Source organism: Bradyrhizobium tropiciagri (genome assembly GCF_001189845.1).
GTDB classification, from domain to species: domain Bacteria; phylum Pseudomonadota; class Alphaproteobacteria; order Rhizobiales; family Xanthobacteraceae; genus Bradyrhizobium; species Bradyrhizobium tropiciagri.
Genome location: NZ_LFLZ01000015.1, coordinates 59,573 through 76,282, shown reverse-complemented (window position 1 = coordinate 76,282; position 16,710 = coordinate 59,573). Strand labels below are relative to the sequence as shown.

General features: G+C 60.3%; 15 protein-coding genes. All 15 read left to right on the top strand.

All coding sequences use genetic code 11. The annotated features are described in order from the left end of the window. Positions 1-348: 348 nt before the first annotated feature. The 15 genes from AKN84_RS14820 to AKN84_RS14750 all read left to right on the top strand — a co-directional run bounded on the left by AKN84_RS14820 (position 349) and on the right by AKN84_RS14750 (position 16,703). Entirely contained in the window at positions 349-1,575 is a 1,227-nt protein-coding gene (locus tag AKN84_RS14820) for an acetyl-CoA C-acetyltransferase (protein ID WP_244485113.1), read from the top strand. A 349-nt stretch (positions 1,576-1,924) separates the two neighbouring features. Then, positions 1,925-2,944, top strand: a complete 1,020-nt coding sequence (locus AKN84_RS14815) for a LysR family transcriptional regulator (RefSeq protein WP_202814692.1) — start codon at positions 1,925-1,927, stop codon at positions 2,942-2,944. 405 nt (positions 2,945-3,349) lie between these two features. Next, positions 3,350-4,612, top strand: a complete 1,263-nt coding sequence (locus AKN84_RS14810; protein ID WP_128970817.1) for an ABC transporter substrate-binding protein — start codon at positions 3,350-3,352, stop codon at positions 4,610-4,612. A 53-nt stretch (positions 4,613-4,665) separates the two neighbouring features. Then, positions 4,666-5,574, top strand: coding sequence for a branched-chain amino acid ABC transporter permease (locus AKN84_RS14805; protein WP_050421431.1), 909 nt, complete (start codon positions 4,666-4,668; stop codon positions 5,572-5,574). Between the two features lies 1 nt (position 5,575). After that, positions 5,576-6,619 carry a branched-chain amino acid ABC transporter permease gene (locus AKN84_RS14800; RefSeq protein WP_128970816.1) on the top strand — a complete coding sequence of 348 codons (1,044 nt, stop codon included), beginning with the start codon at positions 5,576-5,578 and terminating at the stop codon, positions 6,617-6,619. Next, positions 6,620-7,369: an ABC transporter ATP-binding protein gene (locus AKN84_RS14795; RefSeq protein WP_050421430.1), complete on the top strand. Its 750-nt coding sequence runs from the start codon at positions 6,620-6,622 to the stop codon at positions 7,367-7,369. Further along, positions 7,366-8,082, top strand: coding sequence for an ABC transporter ATP-binding protein (locus tag AKN84_RS14790; RefSeq protein ID WP_050421429.1), 717 nt, complete (start codon positions 7,366-7,368; stop codon positions 8,080-8,082). Before AKN84_RS14795 ends, AKN84_RS14790 begins: the two co-directional genes overlap by 4 nt. Before the next feature lie 36 nt (positions 8,083-8,118). Then, complete coding sequence (locus AKN84_RS14785; RefSeq protein ID WP_050421485.1) at positions 8,119-8,886, top strand: enoyl-CoA hydratase/isomerase family protein; 768 nt, start codon at positions 8,119-8,121, stop codon at positions 8,884-8,886. A gap of 9 nt (positions 8,887-8,895) precedes the next feature. Continuing rightward, the gene (locus AKN84_RS14780) at positions 8,896-10,449 is read left to right on the top strand and encodes a 3-hydroxyacyl-CoA dehydrogenase (protein ID WP_050421428.1); all 1,554 of its coding nucleotides are present in this window, start codon (positions 8,896-8,898) and stop codon (positions 10,447-10,449) included. Between the two features lie 175 nt (positions 10,450-10,624). Further along, a complete protein-coding gene (locus AKN84_RS14775; RefSeq protein WP_050421427.1) occupies positions 10,625-11,506 on the top strand; it encodes a 3-hydroxyacyl-CoA dehydrogenase family protein in 882 nt (293 codons plus the stop codon). 1 nt (position 11,507) lies between these two features. Further along, positions 11,508-12,179, top strand: a complete 672-nt coding sequence (locus AKN84_RS14770) for a 3-hydroxyacyl-CoA dehydrogenase family protein (RefSeq protein ID WP_050421426.1) — start codon at positions 11,508-11,510, stop codon at positions 12,177-12,179. Then, positions 12,176-13,810, top strand: coding sequence for an AMP-binding protein (locus AKN84_RS14765; protein WP_050421425.1), 1,635 nt, complete (start codon positions 12,176-12,178; stop codon positions 13,808-13,810). Before AKN84_RS14770 ends, AKN84_RS14765 begins: the two co-directional genes overlap by 4 nt. A gap of 31 nt (positions 13,811-13,841) precedes the next feature. Continuing rightward, positions 13,842-14,660 (top strand): IclR family transcriptional regulator, encoded by an 819-nt coding sequence (locus tag AKN84_RS14760; protein ID WP_050421424.1) that lies wholly within the window; start codon positions 13,842-13,844, stop codon positions 14,658-14,660. 1 nt (position 14,661) lies between these two features. Further along, positions 14,662-15,915, top strand: a complete 1,254-nt coding sequence (locus tag AKN84_RS14755; protein ID WP_050421423.1) for a CaiB/BaiF CoA transferase family protein — start codon at positions 14,662-14,664, stop codon at positions 15,913-15,915. Further along, on the top strand, positions 15,912-16,703 hold the full coding sequence (locus AKN84_RS14750) for an enoyl-CoA hydratase-related protein (protein WP_050421422.1): 792 nt from the start codon (positions 15,912-15,914) through the stop codon (positions 16,701-16,703). The genes AKN84_RS14755 and AKN84_RS14750 overlap by 4 nt, the downstream gene beginning before the upstream one ends. Positions 16,704-16,710: the final 7 nt, after the last annotated feature.

Here is a 16,710-nt window from a genome sequence, read left to right as displayed (position 1 = left end):
TGAAATAGCCCGGCGCGGAGATCCTCGAATTCTTACGAGCCTCGCTCAATATCTGAAACGTGCGCGGGACGTTCACGTCGCGCTGGCGCAGCGATCCAAAATCTTAGCATGCCAATCGGGACAGCCTTCTGTTGGGGGGAGGACGGCGCGATCTTCCATGGCATGCGGGCGCCGGTCTGATGTCGACGCAATAAGCTCTCAGCATGGGACATTCCGAAGTCATTCTTCGAATTGATCCAAGCCGGCTTGTGTTTATTCGCCTTGACGGACCAACTAAGGGATTTCCCTCCCGGAGTGCAGCACTGCAATAGGGGCCGTGCCATCGGATATTCAAAAGGAAACAGGATAGTGCCTACTTACAGATCGTTGCGGCGGGCGGCCATCGTCCAGCCATTGCGCACGGCAGTTGGAAAATTTCAGGGGGCTCTATCGACGCTGACGGCAGGCGAGCTCGGGGCTGTCATTCTCCGGGCGATGGTAGACCGGTCTGGCATCGATCCGGACAGGATCGATGACATCGTGTTTGCGCAGGGATATGGCAGTGGCGAAGCGCCGTGCATAGCGCGTTGGTCGGCGCTGGCTGCGGGTCTCCCGATCACGATATCCGGCTACCAATTAGATCGCCGCTGCGGCTCTGGCTTGCAGGCAGTCATTGATGCGTCGATGATGGTGCAGACGGGTGCCGCTGACGTTGTTATCGCGGGCGGCGTCGAAAGCATGAGCAACGTAGAGTACTATACCACCGACATGCGAGGTGGCGCGCGTTCTGGTTCGGTCACTTTGCATGATCGATTGACGCGTGGGCGCGTGATGAGCCAGCCAATCTCGAGATTCGGCGTCATCTCGGGGATGATCGAAACAGCCGAGAATTTGGCGCGCGATTACAGCATCTCTCGCCGGGCCTGCGACGAGTTTGCAGCTCGTAGCCATCAGCGCGCTGCAGCGGCGTGGAGGGAAGGCAAGTTTGCCGATGAGCTGGTGCCAGTTGCTGTCCCGCAGAGGAAGGGCGATCCTAAAGTGTTCGCGCACGACGAGGGATACCGATCGGATACCTCGGTGGATTCGTTGGGGACCCTCAAGCCTATCGAGAAGGACGGAGTGGTGACCGCGGGCAACGCTAGCCAGCAGAACGACGCAGCGGCGGCTTGCCTGGTGGTCGCAGAAGATAAGCTCGCAGAGCTAAACCTGGAACCGATAGGCTGGTTTGTTGGGTGGGCAGCCGCTGGGTGCGACCCGTCGCGCATGGGGATAGGCCCAGTGCCCGCGGTCGATAGATTGTTCTCGCGTGTTGGCTCCAGATGGGACGATATCGACCTTATTGAGCTGAACGAAGCCTTCGCTCCACAGGTGCTGGCCGTTCTCAAGGGGTGGGGCTGGACAGATAGAGATGAGCGTCACGAAAAGCTTAACGTCAATGGCTCGGGTATCTCGCTCGGTCATCCGATTGGAGCGACCGGAGGACGCATTCTCGCCAACCTTATGCATGAACTGCGACGGCGGAAGGGCCGTTACGGACTGGAGACAATGTGCATCGGCGGTGGGCAGGGCATCGCCGCCATTTTTGAACGCGCTTAGCGAACGGGCCTCGTTCTTCAACAGGGCTCATGTCTAAGGAATGGCCGCTGTGAAACGCCTTGCCGCTGAAGCAGGTGGTCACGGACGTTTTTCCCAGATCGCTATTGCTCCGGCCAGATCCGTGCACGCGCGTCGTTGAGACGTCCTGACGCTGTTCGATGCGTGGCATTTCGTTGATTGGGACAGCCGGCCTGCTAGCCCGGGCGGGCGGCTTTCTCCGCGTGCATTCGCACAATGCAGATGCAGGCCCCCGGTCACGAGGTGGCCGCCTAATCTTCAAGGCCGCTCGTCCACGAGCTCCAGTTCCCAGCCGTGATGTTGTCTCCCGGCTTTTCCCGAGCAAATAGTGATGGATTGCAGCGACCTACTTGATAAACTGGTCCGCATTTCAGTCATCTCAAAGTCTGGCTTTGCAATGGATGTCCTTCGTGCGATGGAAGTATTCGTTCGAGTTGTCGATACCGGCAGCCTGACTGCCGCGGCAACCCGATGTGACATGTCGGCGACCATGGTAGGCAATTACGTTCAAGCTCTTGAGAAGAGGCTGGGGGTCACTCTTCTCCAACGAACGACGCGACGTCAGCATCTCACAGAGTTCGGCACTGCCTACTACGAGCGTTGCCTGGAAATTTTGGGCTCGGTCGCGGATCTTGAGACGATGGCACTCGACACGCTCGGTACACCCAGAGGACGCCTGCGGATCACGGCTCCGGCGACTTTCGGAACGGAATGCCTGCTTCCCGCAATGAAGGAGTATCTCGATCGATTTCCTTCGGTGGATGTCGACGTCGTTCTCTCGGATGCAATGGTCGATATGGTGGAGAATGGTTTTGAAGTCGCGATTCGCCTCGGCACGCTGGCAGATTCGGGCCTGATCGCGCGCCCGCTCGCTCCTTATCGAATGACCATTTGTGCCGCGCCGGAGTATCTTGCGCAACGGGAGATGCCAAGAGTAGCGGCTGATCTCAAGGAACATGAGTGTCTCGCCTTCGCATACTCGCCGAGTTCGGAATGGCATGACGCCGGAGTGAAGTGGCGCTTGAAGGAGGCGGGAGGCGATCCAATTACGATCGACGTGAAAGGGCGCGTCAGGGTCGACAGCGCCCAAGCGATCCGCCGCGCCGCAGTGGCCGGCATGGGGATCGTGATGCTCCCGATCGTTTTGCTACAAGAAGAGATCGATGCAGGCCGCTTGATCCAGATCTTGACGCAGTATGAACTCCCCTCAAGGCCACTCCACGTCGTCTACCCACCGGATCGGCGTATCTCTCCCAAGGTGCGAACCTTTGTCGAGTTCATGATCGAGCGTTTCGGTCCGAGGCAGCGAAACAAAGCCAGTTCTCTGCTGCGCGAAGTGGACGCGAGGTAAATCCATTGCACCCGGTTGTTCGTTTCGGAAGGTGAGTGCCCATCCGGGCATCCAATGGTTTCGGCGCGTCGAGCAGGACGAGGAAGTAGAGCGTTCGCCCCGAGGTGAGTGCCCGCCTCCGGTCGAAAATGAGAAGGCATTCGTTGCTCTGAGGCGTGTCCGGAGAACAGGCGTCACGTCCGACCGCAGGTCACATTCCCAAGAAATACTTTGAGGTGATCTCATCCCGGTCGTGTTTATCGGGCGCCTCATCGCGCCTAATAACGCGGCTGTTCTGCACAGCGGGACGGCAACGCCGAAATCCAAGATCGGCGCAGAAAATTAACAAGCGACAACCAGCGATGCCCGGCCGGCCATTGGCCGTGCCGATGATCGCTGCTGTCAAGGGAGACCAGAGGGCTAACGATGAACGGTTCTGTATCTCGCCGCTCTGTAATCGCGGCTGGTGTCTCTGTTGGTATGAGCGGTCTCGCGCCCGGCGTCTTCAGGCAGGCGCACGCGGAATCGCGTCCGATCAAGGTCGGTTTGACTTCGATTTTCTCGGGGCGTGTCGCGCAACTCGGCATCACGACGAAGAACGGACTGCTCCTTGAGTTCGAAGCCTTCAATGCCGCTGGCGGGGTCGGGGGGCGGACGATCGAACTGGTGGATCGGGACTCAAAGGGGAAGCCGGAGGATGCGGCCCGCCTCACGCGCGAGCTTATCGAGTCCGAAGGTTGCGACATTATCTTCTGTGGCGAAGCATCTGGCTCCGCATTCGCGGCGCATGAGGTTGCAAGGTCGTCCAGGGCTCTCCTGATGCACGTCATCTCCGAGACGACTCAGCTCACTGCCGACGCCAAGCTGCGGAGTTGGAATTCGTTTCGGAGTGCGCGCCAGGCTCTCCACGACTCGATCGTGGGTGGGGCATTTGCTGCGAAGATCGCCAAGGAACAAGGCCTGACGCGATGGGCGACGATCGCCGCCGATTACGCTTATGGGCGGGAGGCGACGCCGGAATTCATGGGCTATGTGGAGTCCAATGGAGCGAAGGTGGAGCTTGTTGCAGAATCCTGGCCAAAGCTTTTCCAGCCGGATTACACGGACAGCATCACCAAGATCCTTCAGTCCCGGCCTCAAGCGCTCTTCTGTGGACTGTGGGGTGGCGACCTGGTGTCTTTCATCGATCAGGGGAACTTGTTCGGTCTCTTCGACAACGTTCGTGTCTTCGCAATTCACCTGGCCGACTACACGACGCTCATGTCGGTCAAACAGTTGCCAGCGGCCGGCGCGTTCTCGTCCAATCGGTACGTGAGTGTATTTCCCTCCCGATCCGAGAATGCCAGCTGGTCCGAGGCCTACAACAAGCGGTTCGGCTCAAAACCAACCAACTGGTCCTGGGAGGCGTGTGTAGGTGCGCGGTTCGTGATCGACGCGATCCGACGAACGAATAGCGCTGAGCCGGCCAAGCTTGCGGAGGCGATCAAGGGAATGCAGGTGGCCGCACCAGTCGGCATGAGAGACGGCAAGACCGTCATGCGATCCGAAGATCAGACGATCGTCGACTACGCCCTGGGATGGGGCCGAATCGTCCCCAATGATCCGTATCTCGTTGATGTTCAACCTGCGGACTGGTCGGAAGTGCTTCGGCTTGAGACTGATTGGAAGCGGCGTGTGGGCTTCGGCTGAAGGCGGGTTCCTAACCGTAGCAGCAAACATTGATAAACTCAGGAGCCCGCGCCGTGGATCTATCTGCGCTCGGAATCTGCGCCGCAACGTCGTCTTGTATCGTTACGCAAGTCGCTGCAGGCCTCATTTCCGGATTTCTTCTCTTCTTGGTTGCGGCGGGGCTGACCCTGATCTTTGGCGTGCTCGGCTTCGTCAACTTCATGCACGGCTCGTTCTACATGCTCGGCGCGTACTTCGCTTACGCGGCGTATGCGGCGACGGGAAGCTACACGGCCGCGGTGATAGCAGGGGCCGCGGGCGTCGGAGCCCTGGGCGCCGCCCTGGAGACGTCGGTCGTGCGCCGGATCTATCACGCCGATGTGCTGCTCCAGATCCTTGTGTGTTACGCCTTCATTCTGATCTTCGACGATCTTGTTGGCATCGTCTGGGGCGACGAATTTCTCTCAATGGGAATGCCAAGTGCTTTCAAGCGCGCGCCCATCTTGCTATTCGGCGGCGTCATACCTCCCTTCTATCTCTTCCTGGTCGGCATCGCCTTGGCGATCGCGATCGGCATCGCGCTCCTGATGCAAAAGACGCGCTACGGAAAGATCGTGCGAGCGTTGGCAGACAAGCCCGGCATGGTAGCGGCGCTGGGCATCAACACCCAGCTCGTATACGCATCCCTATTTGCCCTCGGCGCAATGCTTGCCGGCTCCGCAGGAGCTCTGGCTGCACCCGTGCGCTCAATGACCGCCGGAATGGGATTCGCCATTCTGATCGAGTCGTTCATCGTGACCGTGATCGGCGGCATGGGGTCAATCGCTGGCGCGCTCGTAGCAGCACTGATGATCGGATTGGTGCGATCGTTCGGAAGTATCGGCTTCCCGCTGTTCACCGAGGGGCTGATCTTCGTGATCATGATCGCCGTCCTGGTCGTGAGGCCGCAGGGGCTGTTTGGCCGCCAAGTGAGGGAGCTTTGAGATGAAAGGAACGCTCAAAGAGGTCGCGGTTGTGGTCACGATCATCGCTGGCGCAGTCATCTTCAGCGGCCTAGTCGAAAGCGGATCTGTTCGAGATAGCATCATTCGTCTGTGTGGTGTCGGCCTCTTCGCGTTGTCGCTCAACTTGCTTGTCGGCTACACGGGTCTGCTGTCGTTCGGTCACGCAATGTTCTTTGGCCTTGGCGCGTACACGTTCGCCATTTTGCTGCGTACGACCGGCTTCGGGATTCCCCTTGCCGCCGCGTGTTCGATTGCGCTCTCCGGTGCGGTCGCGGCGGTCGTCGGCGCAATTTGCGTGCGGCTGACCCACGTCTACTTCGCATTCCTGACCCTGGCGATTCAGATGCTCTTCTACTCGCTGTTGATCGCTTGCAGTGGATTGACGGGCGGGGAGCAGGGGCTGATCGGCGGCATTCCGCGACCGAAATTTCTCGGGGTCGATCTGATGCAGCCAGGCGAGTATTTCGTCTTTAACATCGCTATCTTCGTTGCGGCTGCCTGGGCATTGTGGCGGATTGTTCGCTCACCGTTCGGCGCGGCACTGCGGATGATCCGCGATAATCCCCAACGTGCAGTCTTTCTGGGGGTCGACGTCTATCGCACCAAGCTTGCGGCCTTTGTCCTCGCATCGGCATTCGCCGCAATCGCCGGCATGTTGACCGCACTCTACGTCTCTGGAGCGTATCCAAACTTCGCGTTCTGGACGATGTCGGGCGAAGGCCTCTTCATGATCATGCTTGGCGGGGTGAACGGCTTTGCCGGCCCGGTGGTCGGTGCGGGTCTGTTGCTGCTGCTCGATACGGTCGTCAACGCCTATACGGCGCATCGCGGCCTCTTTCTGGGGCTGGCGATCCTCGTGACGTCGCTTGGATTGCGCAAGGGAGTTGTCGACTTTGTTCGCGATGCTTCGGATGGACGCTTCGCTTCGGAGAGAACCGGAGGGCGATCCAAGGAGCGGGCAAGCGGAGCGCAATCCGGACTGCACGAGGCTGCGATCCAGCAGTCGAACACGGAAGGTGTTTAGATGCGTGGACACCTGCAAATTTCCAATCTCACGAAGTCGTTCGGCGGGCTGAACGCCATTCGCGATGTCACGATGGCGCTGGAGCCCGGCGTGCGTGCCGCGGTGATTGGCCCAAATGGCGCGGGAAAGACGACCCTGTTCAACATGATCACGGGTCATCTATCTCCTACGGCAGGCAGCATCCGGCTCGATGAAGGCGAGTTGATCGGCCTGAGGCCTGGTGCGATCGTCCGGCGAGGGATTAGCAGGGCATTTCAAGTCGCAAGTCTGTTCGGGACCTTTACCGTCAGGGAGGCGATGGCGGCAGCCGTGCTGTCGCACCGGCAGAGGCTGTTCGATCTCATCGGCGCGTTTCCTGCTCCGGCGGCTTTTGAGCACGCACGCCATATTCTTTCGCTGATCGGTCTCTCCGATGTCGAAAAGTCTCGGTGTGACACACTTTCCCATGGCGATCGCAAGCTGTTGGACATCGCTCTCGCGCTCGCTTTGGAGCCGCGGATCTTGCTGCTCGATGAACCGACAGCCGGCATGGGGCGCGACGAAAGTCGCCTCATGATCGATCGGATCTATCGTCTGTGGGAGGCTGAAGGAATGTCGCTGGTGTTCATCGAGCACGACATGGACATCGTATTTGGTATCGCCGAGCAGGTATTCGTGCTGCGCAACGGCGCGCTTCTGGCAAGCGGCGAACCAGCCGAAGTTCGCAGGCATCCGCAGGTCATCGAAGCTTACCTTGGAAGTGCGACATGAGGGCAGAGCCGGTACTACTCGCTCAAGGGATCGACGCGTTCTATGGAACGAGCCAGGCCCTGTTCGGCCTCGATCTGAAGGTCATGGCTGGGCAGGTGATGGCGTTGTTGGGGCGCAACGGCTCCGGCAAGACAACCACCATGCGTGCGATCATGGGCATGCTTCCTGTCCACGCCGGAACGATCCAGTGTTTTGGACATGGCATTGGCGGGCTTCCGACCTATTCGATTGCGCGTCGAGGTATCGGCTACGTGCCCGAAGATCGTCAGATCTTCGCAATGCACACGATCGAGGAAAACCTGGAGATCGCGCAGAAGGCTGGGCCGCATGGGGGCACGGACTGGTCCATCGATCGGATCTACAAGCTTTTTCCGATCCTCCACGAACGACGCGCGGGTTCAGCCGGAAGACTGTCCGGCGGCGAACAGCAGATGCTGTCCATCGCGCGTACGTTGATGGGAAACCCTGAGGTCTTGTTGCTGGATGAGCCGTCTGAGGGGCTTTCGCCGATCATGGTCAATCAGATCGCAGAAGTGATCCTGGCATTTCGACAAGCCGGTCTGACGGTCCTGCTGGCAGAGCAAAACATGCACTTTTGTCTCGGGGTAGCGAGCGACGTGACGATTGTCAGCAAGGGGACGGCCGTCTTCACCGGTACCGTTGATGAATTCCGGGCCAACGAGGACGTCAAGCTCCGTCATCTGGCAGCCTGACGTGGCGGAGTGGAGATCGTGACTGGAGAGCATGCTGTGATTGACCTCGCATTTCAGGACGAATTCGCGGTTTTGACGCTCAACCGTCCGGCTGTCTTGAACGCGCTTGGTTTTGCGCAGCTCGAGATCCTCGAAGGGCGGCTTGATGAGATCGAGGCGAGCGACGCGCGCTGCGTCGTCATCACGGGGGCGGGCAGCAAGGCGTTCTCTGCGGGGGCAGATGTGTCGGAGTTGGCCGGCCGATCGGTCGAGCAGGAACTGGACGGAACTCTGCACGGGCAGAGGATCATCAGCCGGCTCGAAACGTTGCGCCAACCGTCTGTCGCGCTCGTGAATGGCTATGCACTAGGGGGCGGATGCGAGCTGTGTCTTGCTTGTACATTCCGCCTCGCAACGCCGAGCGCTGCGTTCGGGTTGCCGGAGGTCAGGCTTGGTCTTGTTCCAGGCTATGGCGGCACGCAACGACTATCGAGGCTCGTCGGTTCTGCCATCGCTCTCGAGGCCATGCTGACTGGTCGCATGATCGGGGCGGAGGAAGCGCTGAAGGTCGGGCTCGTCAGCCGCATTCTTGCTGACGATGATCCTCTAGAGGCTGCGAAGGCCTTCGCACGTGGTTTCACTTCGATGAGCTTGACCGCGATGCGGTTTATCCGCGATGCCGTTCGACTCGGTGCGGACAGGCCACTGCAGGATGGCCTCGCCATAGAGGCGCAGGCATCGACCCTTTCCTATCGGAGCGCGGACGGCCAGGAAGGGCTTCGTGCCTTCCTGGAAAAACGCGCGCCTCGCTTTCAAGATCGCTAAGGCCAAATCATGATCCAGACTGTTCAAGACCAGCCGAGCAATAACGTTGAACCCGAATTCCCGTTCGTGCTTGCCGTCGTCGGTTCGGGCACGATGGGGCGCGGCATTGCGCAGGTCGCCGCTCGTGCTGGCATTCCCGTGCTGATCTTCGATGCTGTGCAGGAGAGGGCCGGCGACGCCGTAACAGCCATCGCGAAAGAACTCGAAGCGCGACGTGCAAAGGGCAAAATTACGCACGACGAGGTGCGAAGCACATTGGCGCAACTGAAGGTCGTGGGGTCGCTTGCGGACATGGCGCAGGCCAATCTCGTCATCGAAGCGATTGTTGAGGACCTCGACGCGAAGCGCGCCTTGTTTGCCAAACTCGAGGCCGTCGTGTCGGAAGACTGCGTCCTGGCCACCAATACGTCCTCCCTTCTGGTTACGTCTATTGCGCGGGTTGCCCGCTATCCCGAGCGCGTTGGCGGCATCCACTTCTTCAATCCAGTCCCTGCCATGAAGATCGCGGAGATCATTCCGGGCGCCCGTACCAGCGCACGAGTGATGCGCCTGCTTGCGGCCTTTGTGCAACGAATTGGGCACTCACCCGTTGAGGCGGCGGATACTCCGGGATTTCTGATCAACCACGCCGGTCGAGGCCTTTATACCGAAGGCGCGCGCATTGTCTCGGAAGGGATCGCGAGCCCGCAGGATGTCGATCTGGTCATGCGCGAAGCGGCAGGCTTCCGCATGGGGCCGTTCGAGCTTTTCGACATGACGGGGCTCGACGTGTCCTTTCAGGTGCTCCTGCAGATCTATTCAGAGTTTTATGGCGAGCCGCGGTTCCGCCCGGCTCCGTTGCTGAAACGTCAGGTCGAGGCTGGGCTTTTCGGAAGGAAAGTGGGGGAGGGGTTCTACCGTTACGAGGGCGGTAAGCCGGTGATAGCGCCGCGGCCGGCGCCGAGCGACTGGAAGAGATTGCCGGTATCTATCTCACGGGAGGATCGCGCGCGCTTTCCCTGGGTCGAGGAGAAGCTCAAGGGTTTTGGGATCCAGTGGACGGAGCCGCCCGAGGCGTCGGGAGACGCCATTCTGTTGACGCTGCCACTCGGTGCTGACGCGACCACGAGCGCGGTTCGCAACGGTCTCGACCCGTCCCGGGTCATGGCTCTTGATCCACTGATTACGAACGCGAAACGCCTGACCGTGATGCCAGGCGTAACCACCTCCGGCGCAGTTCGCGACAGCCTGGTCGGGATGATAGATGCGGCTGGCGGAGCCGTCACGCTCATTCACGATAGCCCGGGATTCATCGTTCAGCGCGTGCTTGCGATGATTGTGAACGTTGCTTGCGACATCGCACAGCAGCGGATCGCCACACCCGCGGATATCGATTTCGCGGTCAAAACCGGGCTCGGATATCCATTTGGCCCACTGTCGCTCGGCGACCGGCTCGGTCCGAAGACCGTCCTGACGGTCCTTGAAGAACTCGAAAAGTTCTATGCCGATCCTCGCTATCGCCCGTCGCCGTGGCTCAAACGGCGTGCGTTGGTTGGAAGCTCATTGATGGTGCTGGACGCGTGAGGAGCCGGAATCCATGGAATCGGCGTGGCAGCCCCAGGCAGCAAGAAGAGTGTCATGACGCGAACCCTTACAATGATGGATCGGCTGAACGCGTCGACCAAAATCACCATTCGTTCGTCTCGCGGGCGGGGTGGTCTCGTCCGTCGCTCATGTGTGCTATCGCCGGAGATGAGCAATGTCTGACGGTTCGATAAGAAAAGTCGCCGTCGTCGGCTGTGGCACGATGGGCATCGGCATCGCGATCGTGGCGGCGCGTGGGGGCTGCGAAACCCTGCTGCACGATACTGAAGAGACGCGCATTGCGAAGGCCCGGGAGGACGCTGCCGCGTTCCTCGCGCGGTCCGTGAAGCTGGAGCGCCTTTCGCAGCAGGAGGCCGATGCCGCGTTGGCACGGCTCGTGCCAGCACCGCATTTTGACGCGCTCGCAAGCTGCGATCTCGTCATCGAGGCTGTTTTTGAGGATCAGCGAACCAAGGAGCTCCTGATTCAACGGCTCGACAGCCTGTGTCCGGTCTCAACGGTCCTGGCATCGAACACGTCGACGCTTTCGATTACGCGGATCGCTGCGGCGTCCAGGCATCCGGACCGGGTCATCGGCCTGCATTTTTGTCTTCCTGCGCAATTGATGAAGCTGGTCGAGGTGACCCCCGGTCTCAATACCGCGCCGGCGGCTTTCGAGCGGGCATGGCAATTCTGCCTTGCTGTCGGGCAGATACCGGTCGAGACGCAGGATTCGCCCGGCTTCGTCCTCAACCACTTCGTCATTCCGCTGAACAATCGCGCCATCCGCATGGTGGAGGACAAGGTTGCCAGCGCCGTCGATATCGACAAGGCGGTCAAGGCCGCGTACGGACACGCCATGGGGCCGCTTGAGCTCGTTGATCTCGTCGGCGTGGACACCCAGGAGCGCCTCTGCGACGCGTTCTATCCGATCACGCTCGATCCCGAGCTCGCATGCCCGAACATTGTGCGTCAAATGGTTGCCGCGGGCTGGCTCGGCAGGAAGTCCGGCCGGGGCTTTTATCGTTACAACGACAAACAAGCATTCGGAGCATGACATGACGGAGTTCCGTTTGTCGGTACACGGAGACAGCTTGTCATTTCCAAGCGCGCATCCGTTCCCGCTGTCTCCAGAGCCGTCAGCCGACATCCTGCTCGTGCTTGGCGACGTCACTCGTTCAGTCTTCGACGCAATCGACGCCGACGGATGCCGGGCCATTATCGTCGAGCTGCAGCGCCACTGTCTCGGCACCCTGACGGGCGAGGATTTCGGTCGTGAGGGAGACAAAACGGTGGGATTTGCCCGCTATCGCAATGGCCGGGATACGGCGACAAATGTCATAGAGCTCGTGACCCAGCCCGCAACGACGCCCATGGCGTTGGCGGCGGCGCGGGACCTCTTTGAGGCCGCCGGCTTCGTCGTTGTTGTCGCCGCCGACACGCCCGGCCGCATCCTCGACCGTCTGATGCGCCCCTATTTTAATCGCGCATTGATCGCGCTCGACCGTGGTCTTGCCAGCCCTGAGACACTCGACAAGACGCTGGTGCTCGGTCTCGGCTTTGCGCGCGGTCCGGTGGATATCCTGCGATGTTCAGGTCTCGTCGAACATTTCGCCATTTCCAGCGAATTGCACGGCGCCCTGGGCGACCCCGGGTTTCTGCCGCCTCGACGCGCGCACGTCGCTGCCGCGGCGCATTCGGGCCTCAATACAACGGAAGATGATCAATGAGTGCGTGCGCCGTCACACAGGCTGAAAAGCAGCGCCACTATCTCCAGACAGGAGACTGGGCGAACGAGACGTTGCTGGACTATTTCGATTCGGCTGTTTCTCGTGACCCGGGAAAAACCGCCATTGTCGCGCCCGATGGCGTGCGCCTGACATATGGTGAACTGGCGGAGCAGGTCGATCGCGCCGCTTTCGGCCTCGCGAGCGCGGGCATCAGCAAGGGCGATGTTGTCTCGTTGCAGTTGCCGAATTGCGCAGAGTTCATCGTGCTTCACCTTGCCGCCACACGGCTTGGCGCGATTACCAACCCGCTGCTTCCGAACTACCGTGCCAAGGAACTCGGCTACATCCTGAAGTGTGCGGGCACGAAAGTGCTCGTGACGATGCAGAACTATCGCGGCTTCGCGTTTGACGCGATGTATGCGGACCTTTGGCCGAACCTGCCCAACCTGTCGAAGATATATGTGGTCGGCGGCTCCGCGTGCGAAGGCATGCGCCCGTACGATGATATCCTGGTCAGGAAAGGAAATTTGTCGGACGTTGGGCACGACGGCAATGATATCACAGCGCTGATCTTTACATCCGGGACCGAGTCGAGCCCCAAGGGGGCGCTACATTCGCACAACACCGCGATGTTTTCGACCAAGGAGATGGCGCGTCTCCTGAACCTGACGAGCGATGATGTCGTCTGGATGCCGTCACCCATTGCGCATGGAACGGGGTTCGAGTGGGGCGTTCGCCAGGCGATTACAGTCGGCGGGACTCTCGTACTCCAGGATGTCTGGAACACCGAAGACGCGTTGCGCCTGATCGAAGCCGAACGATGCACGTTTGTTCTTTCCGCCACGACCTTCATGACCATGCTGCTGGAGTCGCCTTCGCTCGGATCTCACGATCTCTCGAGCTTGCGGATCTTCGGCTGCGCAGGCGCTCCGATCCCCAGAGTGCTCGGTGAACGCGCGCGAAGGGACATTGGTTGCACACTGATCGGCATGTGGGGGATGACTGAGTGCTTCGTCGGTAGTGCGTCAGCCCCTGACATGCCCGATGACAAGCTGTGGGCAACCGACGGCCGATCGGTCAAAGGCGGCGAGCTTGCCATCTTTGACAAGTCACGCTCGTCAATTCTGTCCCCCGGGGACGTTGGTGAGTTGGCCACACGAGGGCCGCACGTCGCGCTGGGCTATTTCAACGATCCTGAAAGAACCGCGGCTACATTCCGCGCGGACGGATGGCTCTTCACCAACGACCTCGCCGTCATGGATGAAGATGGTTTCATCCGAATCGTCGGTCGGATGAAGGAGGTCATTAATCGTGGTGGTCTGAAGATTTCAGTGCGTGAAATCGAGGACCTCATCGCGGATCTGCCCGAGGTCGATCAGGTCGCCTTGGTGCCGGTGCCGGATGCTCGACTCGGCGAGAAGAGTTGCGCTTGCATCGTTCTCCGACAGGGACAGCACGCTGCACTCAGCGACATCGTGCGCTTTCTCGAGCAGCGCGGCCTCGCCAAATACAAGCTCCCGGAATTTGTCGCGTTCGTCGACGCCTTTCCGATGACCCCGAGCGGAAAGATCCAGCGGTCCAAGCTGCGTGACGACATTCTCGCGGGGCTGATCGATATGCATTCCTCCTGATCGGAAGGCCTGATTGAAGCGGAAGACGGCGATGGATACACGAAAGAGCCTCGGAAAGTCCGACGAGACAGACGACGGCGAAGACATTGCGCACGATCGGAAGTTCGTAGCCGCGATCGGGCGAGCGTTCGAAATCTTGCGAGCATTCCGTCCAGGCGAGGGGCCTCTGAGCAACAATGAGCTGTCCAGCGCAACGGGGCTGCCAAAGGCGACGGTGTCGAGGCTGACCCACACGCTTCTCCGCCTTGGCTATCTCAACTATGTCGATGCGGGTGGCAAATACGAGCCGAGCCCATCCATACTGGCGCTGGGATACTGCGTTCTCTCGAACATGCGCGTACGCCAGTTGGCCCGCGATCATATGCAGAAGTTGTCCGAGCATGCGCTGGCTTCGGTTGGGCTAGCGAGCCGTGATCGACTGTCGATGATCTATGTGGCGATGACGCATGGGTCGAACTTGCGCACGATGCGCCACGACCTGGGAACGCGCGTGACGCTCGAGAATTCGGCTGTCGGCCGCGCATTCCTGGCGGGCGTTACGGAAAAGGAGCGCCTGTACTTCTACGATCACTTCGAGCGGCGACACCGGGAGAAATGGCCGGCAATCAGGCAGCGCATTGAGGAATGCATCGCTGAAGTCAACGAGCGAGGCTTCTGCCTGGTCGACGGTGAATGGCAACGCGATACGCGCGCGGTTGCTGCGCCCATCATCTGGCCGGATGGAGAAAACGTCCTGGCCATGAACTGCGTCGCCCCAACATTTCAGATCAGCGCGGACAAGCTGGTGAAAGACGTGGGTCCACGGCTGGCGCATGTGTGCCGCGGGCTAACGCCGATGATGGGAGAATAGCATGGCGCCGGATCGAACGGATGCATTGCCGGCGGGCAACTTGCCGCGGCGTTCGGCGGGAGGAAGGCTCCAGCTTCTAGCGGAAACTCGCGTGCTCGATCTGACGACGTCCCTTGCCGGGCCGTATGCGAGCCTGCTCCTCGCTGATCTGGGGGCCGACATTATCAAGATCGAGCGGCCCGGTGTTGGCGACGACGCGCGACACTGGCGCCCGCCCACGCTTGGCGGAGAGGCCTTGTGGTTTTTGAGCATCAATCGGAATAAGCGGTCGATCGGGCTGGACTATTCGAAGCCGGAAGGCGCGCTGGTTCTTCACGATCTCGTCCGAAGCGCGGATGTGGTCATTTCGAACGAGTTGCCGCGCGTGCAAGGCAAGCTCGGAATTGGCTATGCCGAGCTCGCCAAGATCAGACCCGACCTCGTCTACGTGTCGTTGACAGGGTTCGGCCTACAGGGCGCTCGCGCCAATCTGCCGTGCTACGATTTGATCGCTGAAGGCTACAGCGGCGTGATGGATCTGACGGGTGAAGCTGGCGGCGACCCGCAGAAGGTAGGAACGCCGGCCGCCGACCTGCTTGCCGGCATGGATGCCGCCCTCGGATGCCTGGCTGCGCTGCTCGACCGGTCGCGAACGGGTAACGGGCATCTGGTCGATGTTTCCCTCGTCGAGTCCATGACGCGCTTCATGACGCCGCGCCTTGTGTCTTATCTCGGAAGCGGCGACCTGCCGCATCGAAGCGGCGCCAAGGACAGCGTGATCGCGATCTATCAGGTCTTTGCGACGCTGGATGCACCCATCACGCTCGGTCTTGCGAACGATGCGATATGGCGCCGCTTCTGCGAAGCCACGGGTCGTGCGGACTGGCTCGAGGACGCGGCGTTGAAGGACAACGCGGGCCGCGTTGGCAGAAGGTCCGAACTGGTCGGAAAGATCGGTGCGCTCCTGCAAGAGAGGCCACGATCCGAGTGGCTCGCGCTTTTCGGGCGCTTCGGGGTGCCTGCCGGTCCGATCAATACGCTTGCCGAGGTCTCGGTAGATCCGGAGTTGCATCGAAGCGGCTTGTTGTACGCGTTGGAGACGCGGTTAGGCCAAGTTCCACAGGTGAGGCTTGGGATCAAATTTGATGAGCAGTCCGCAGGCTACGATTTCGCGCCTCCAGGCCTTGGAGAGCATTCCACGCAAATCCTGGGTGAATTGCTGAACTACCCGGCCTCGAGAATCGCCGAGCTTCAAGAGAAAGGACTGGTGCAATGACGAAAGCGCAGAATTTCGAGACGATTCTGTATCGCGAGGAAGGGGCAGTCGGGATCATCACCCTCAATCGCCCGGACGACTGCAACATGTTCACGCCGCCCATGTGCCGCGAGATCAGGGATTGCATTGAAGCCATACGGAACGAGACGCGCACGCGCGTTGTTGTGCTGACGGGCGCCGGTGACCGGTTTTTCTGCATTGGCGGGCGCAAGAACGAACTTGCAGACACCAATCTCTATCCGGGCGTGGTGCCAACGCTGGAGATGTACGAGGCTATCGATCGCCTCCAGAAGCCGGTCATCGCTGCCGTCAACGGATACGCGGTCGGCGGCGGGAATGTGCTGCAGATGGTCTGTGACATGACCATCGCGAAGGAAAGCGCCGTCTTTCGGCAGGTCGGACCGATGATGGGGTCGTTCGATGCGGGTTACGGCACTTGGTATCTTGAGGATCTGGTCGGCAAGAAGAAGGCCAAGGAAATCTGGTTCTGCAATCCCAAGATGACGGCACACGAGGCGCTGTCGCTCGGCTTGGTCAATAGGGTTGTGCCGGATGCGGAATTCTGGGACCGGACCATGGCGTTCGCCAACGAGACCGCTCAGCGCGGCGCCTACGCTTTGGCAGGCGTCAAGGCATCGTTCAATGCCCGCCACCAGGGTGTCGTTGGTCTAAGCCGCGTGACGCACGATCTCGTTCTGCCGCTCTACTATAAGACCGAAGAGGCAAGGGAGCTCGGCGCCTCGTTCAACGACAAGCGCGTGCCAGATACATCCAAGTTCGGTCATTAGGAGCGTC

Coding starts and splice junctions, on each gene's coding strand:
- AKN84_RS14815 (WP_202814692.1), top strand. CDS start 1,925: ATGGATTGCAGCGACCTACTTGATAAACTGGTCCGCATTTCAGTCATC.
- AKN84_RS14810 (WP_128970817.1), top strand. CDS start 3,350: ATGAACGGTTCTGTATCTCGCCGCTCTGTAATCGCGGCTGGTGTCTCT.
- AKN84_RS14800 (WP_128970816.1), top strand. CDS start 5,576: ATGAAAGGAACGCTCAAAGAGGTCGCGGTTGTGGTCACGATCATCGCT.
- AKN84_RS14795 (WP_050421430.1), top strand. CDS start 6,620: ATGCGTGGACACCTGCAAATTTCCAATCTCACGAAGTCGTTCGGCGGG.
- AKN84_RS14790 (WP_050421429.1), top strand. CDS start 7,366: ATGAGGGCAGAGCCGGTACTACTCGCTCAAGGGATCGACGCGTTCTAT.
- AKN84_RS14780 (WP_050421428.1), top strand. CDS start 8,896: ATGATCCAGACTGTTCAAGACCAGCCGAGCAATAACGTTGAACCCGAA.
- AKN84_RS14775 (WP_050421427.1), top strand. CDS start 10,625: ATGTCTGACGGTTCGATAAGAAAAGTCGCCGTCGTCGGCTGTGGCACG.
- AKN84_RS14770 (WP_050421426.1), top strand. CDS start 11,508: ATGACGGAGTTCCGTTTGTCGGTACACGGAGACAGCTTGTCATTTCCA.
- AKN84_RS14765 (WP_050421425.1), top strand. CDS start 12,176: ATGAGTGCGTGCGCCGTCACACAGGCTGAAAAGCAGCGCCACTATCTC.
- AKN84_RS14760 (WP_050421424.1), top strand. CDS start 13,842: ATGGATACACGAAAGAGCCTCGGAAAGTCCGACGAGACAGACGACGGC.
- AKN84_RS14755 (WP_050421423.1), top strand. CDS start 14,662: ATGGCGCCGGATCGAACGGATGCATTGCCGGCGGGCAACTTGCCGCGG.
- AKN84_RS14750 (WP_050421422.1), top strand. CDS start 15,912: ATGACGAAAGCGCAGAATTTCGAGACGATTCTGTATCGCGAGGAAGGG.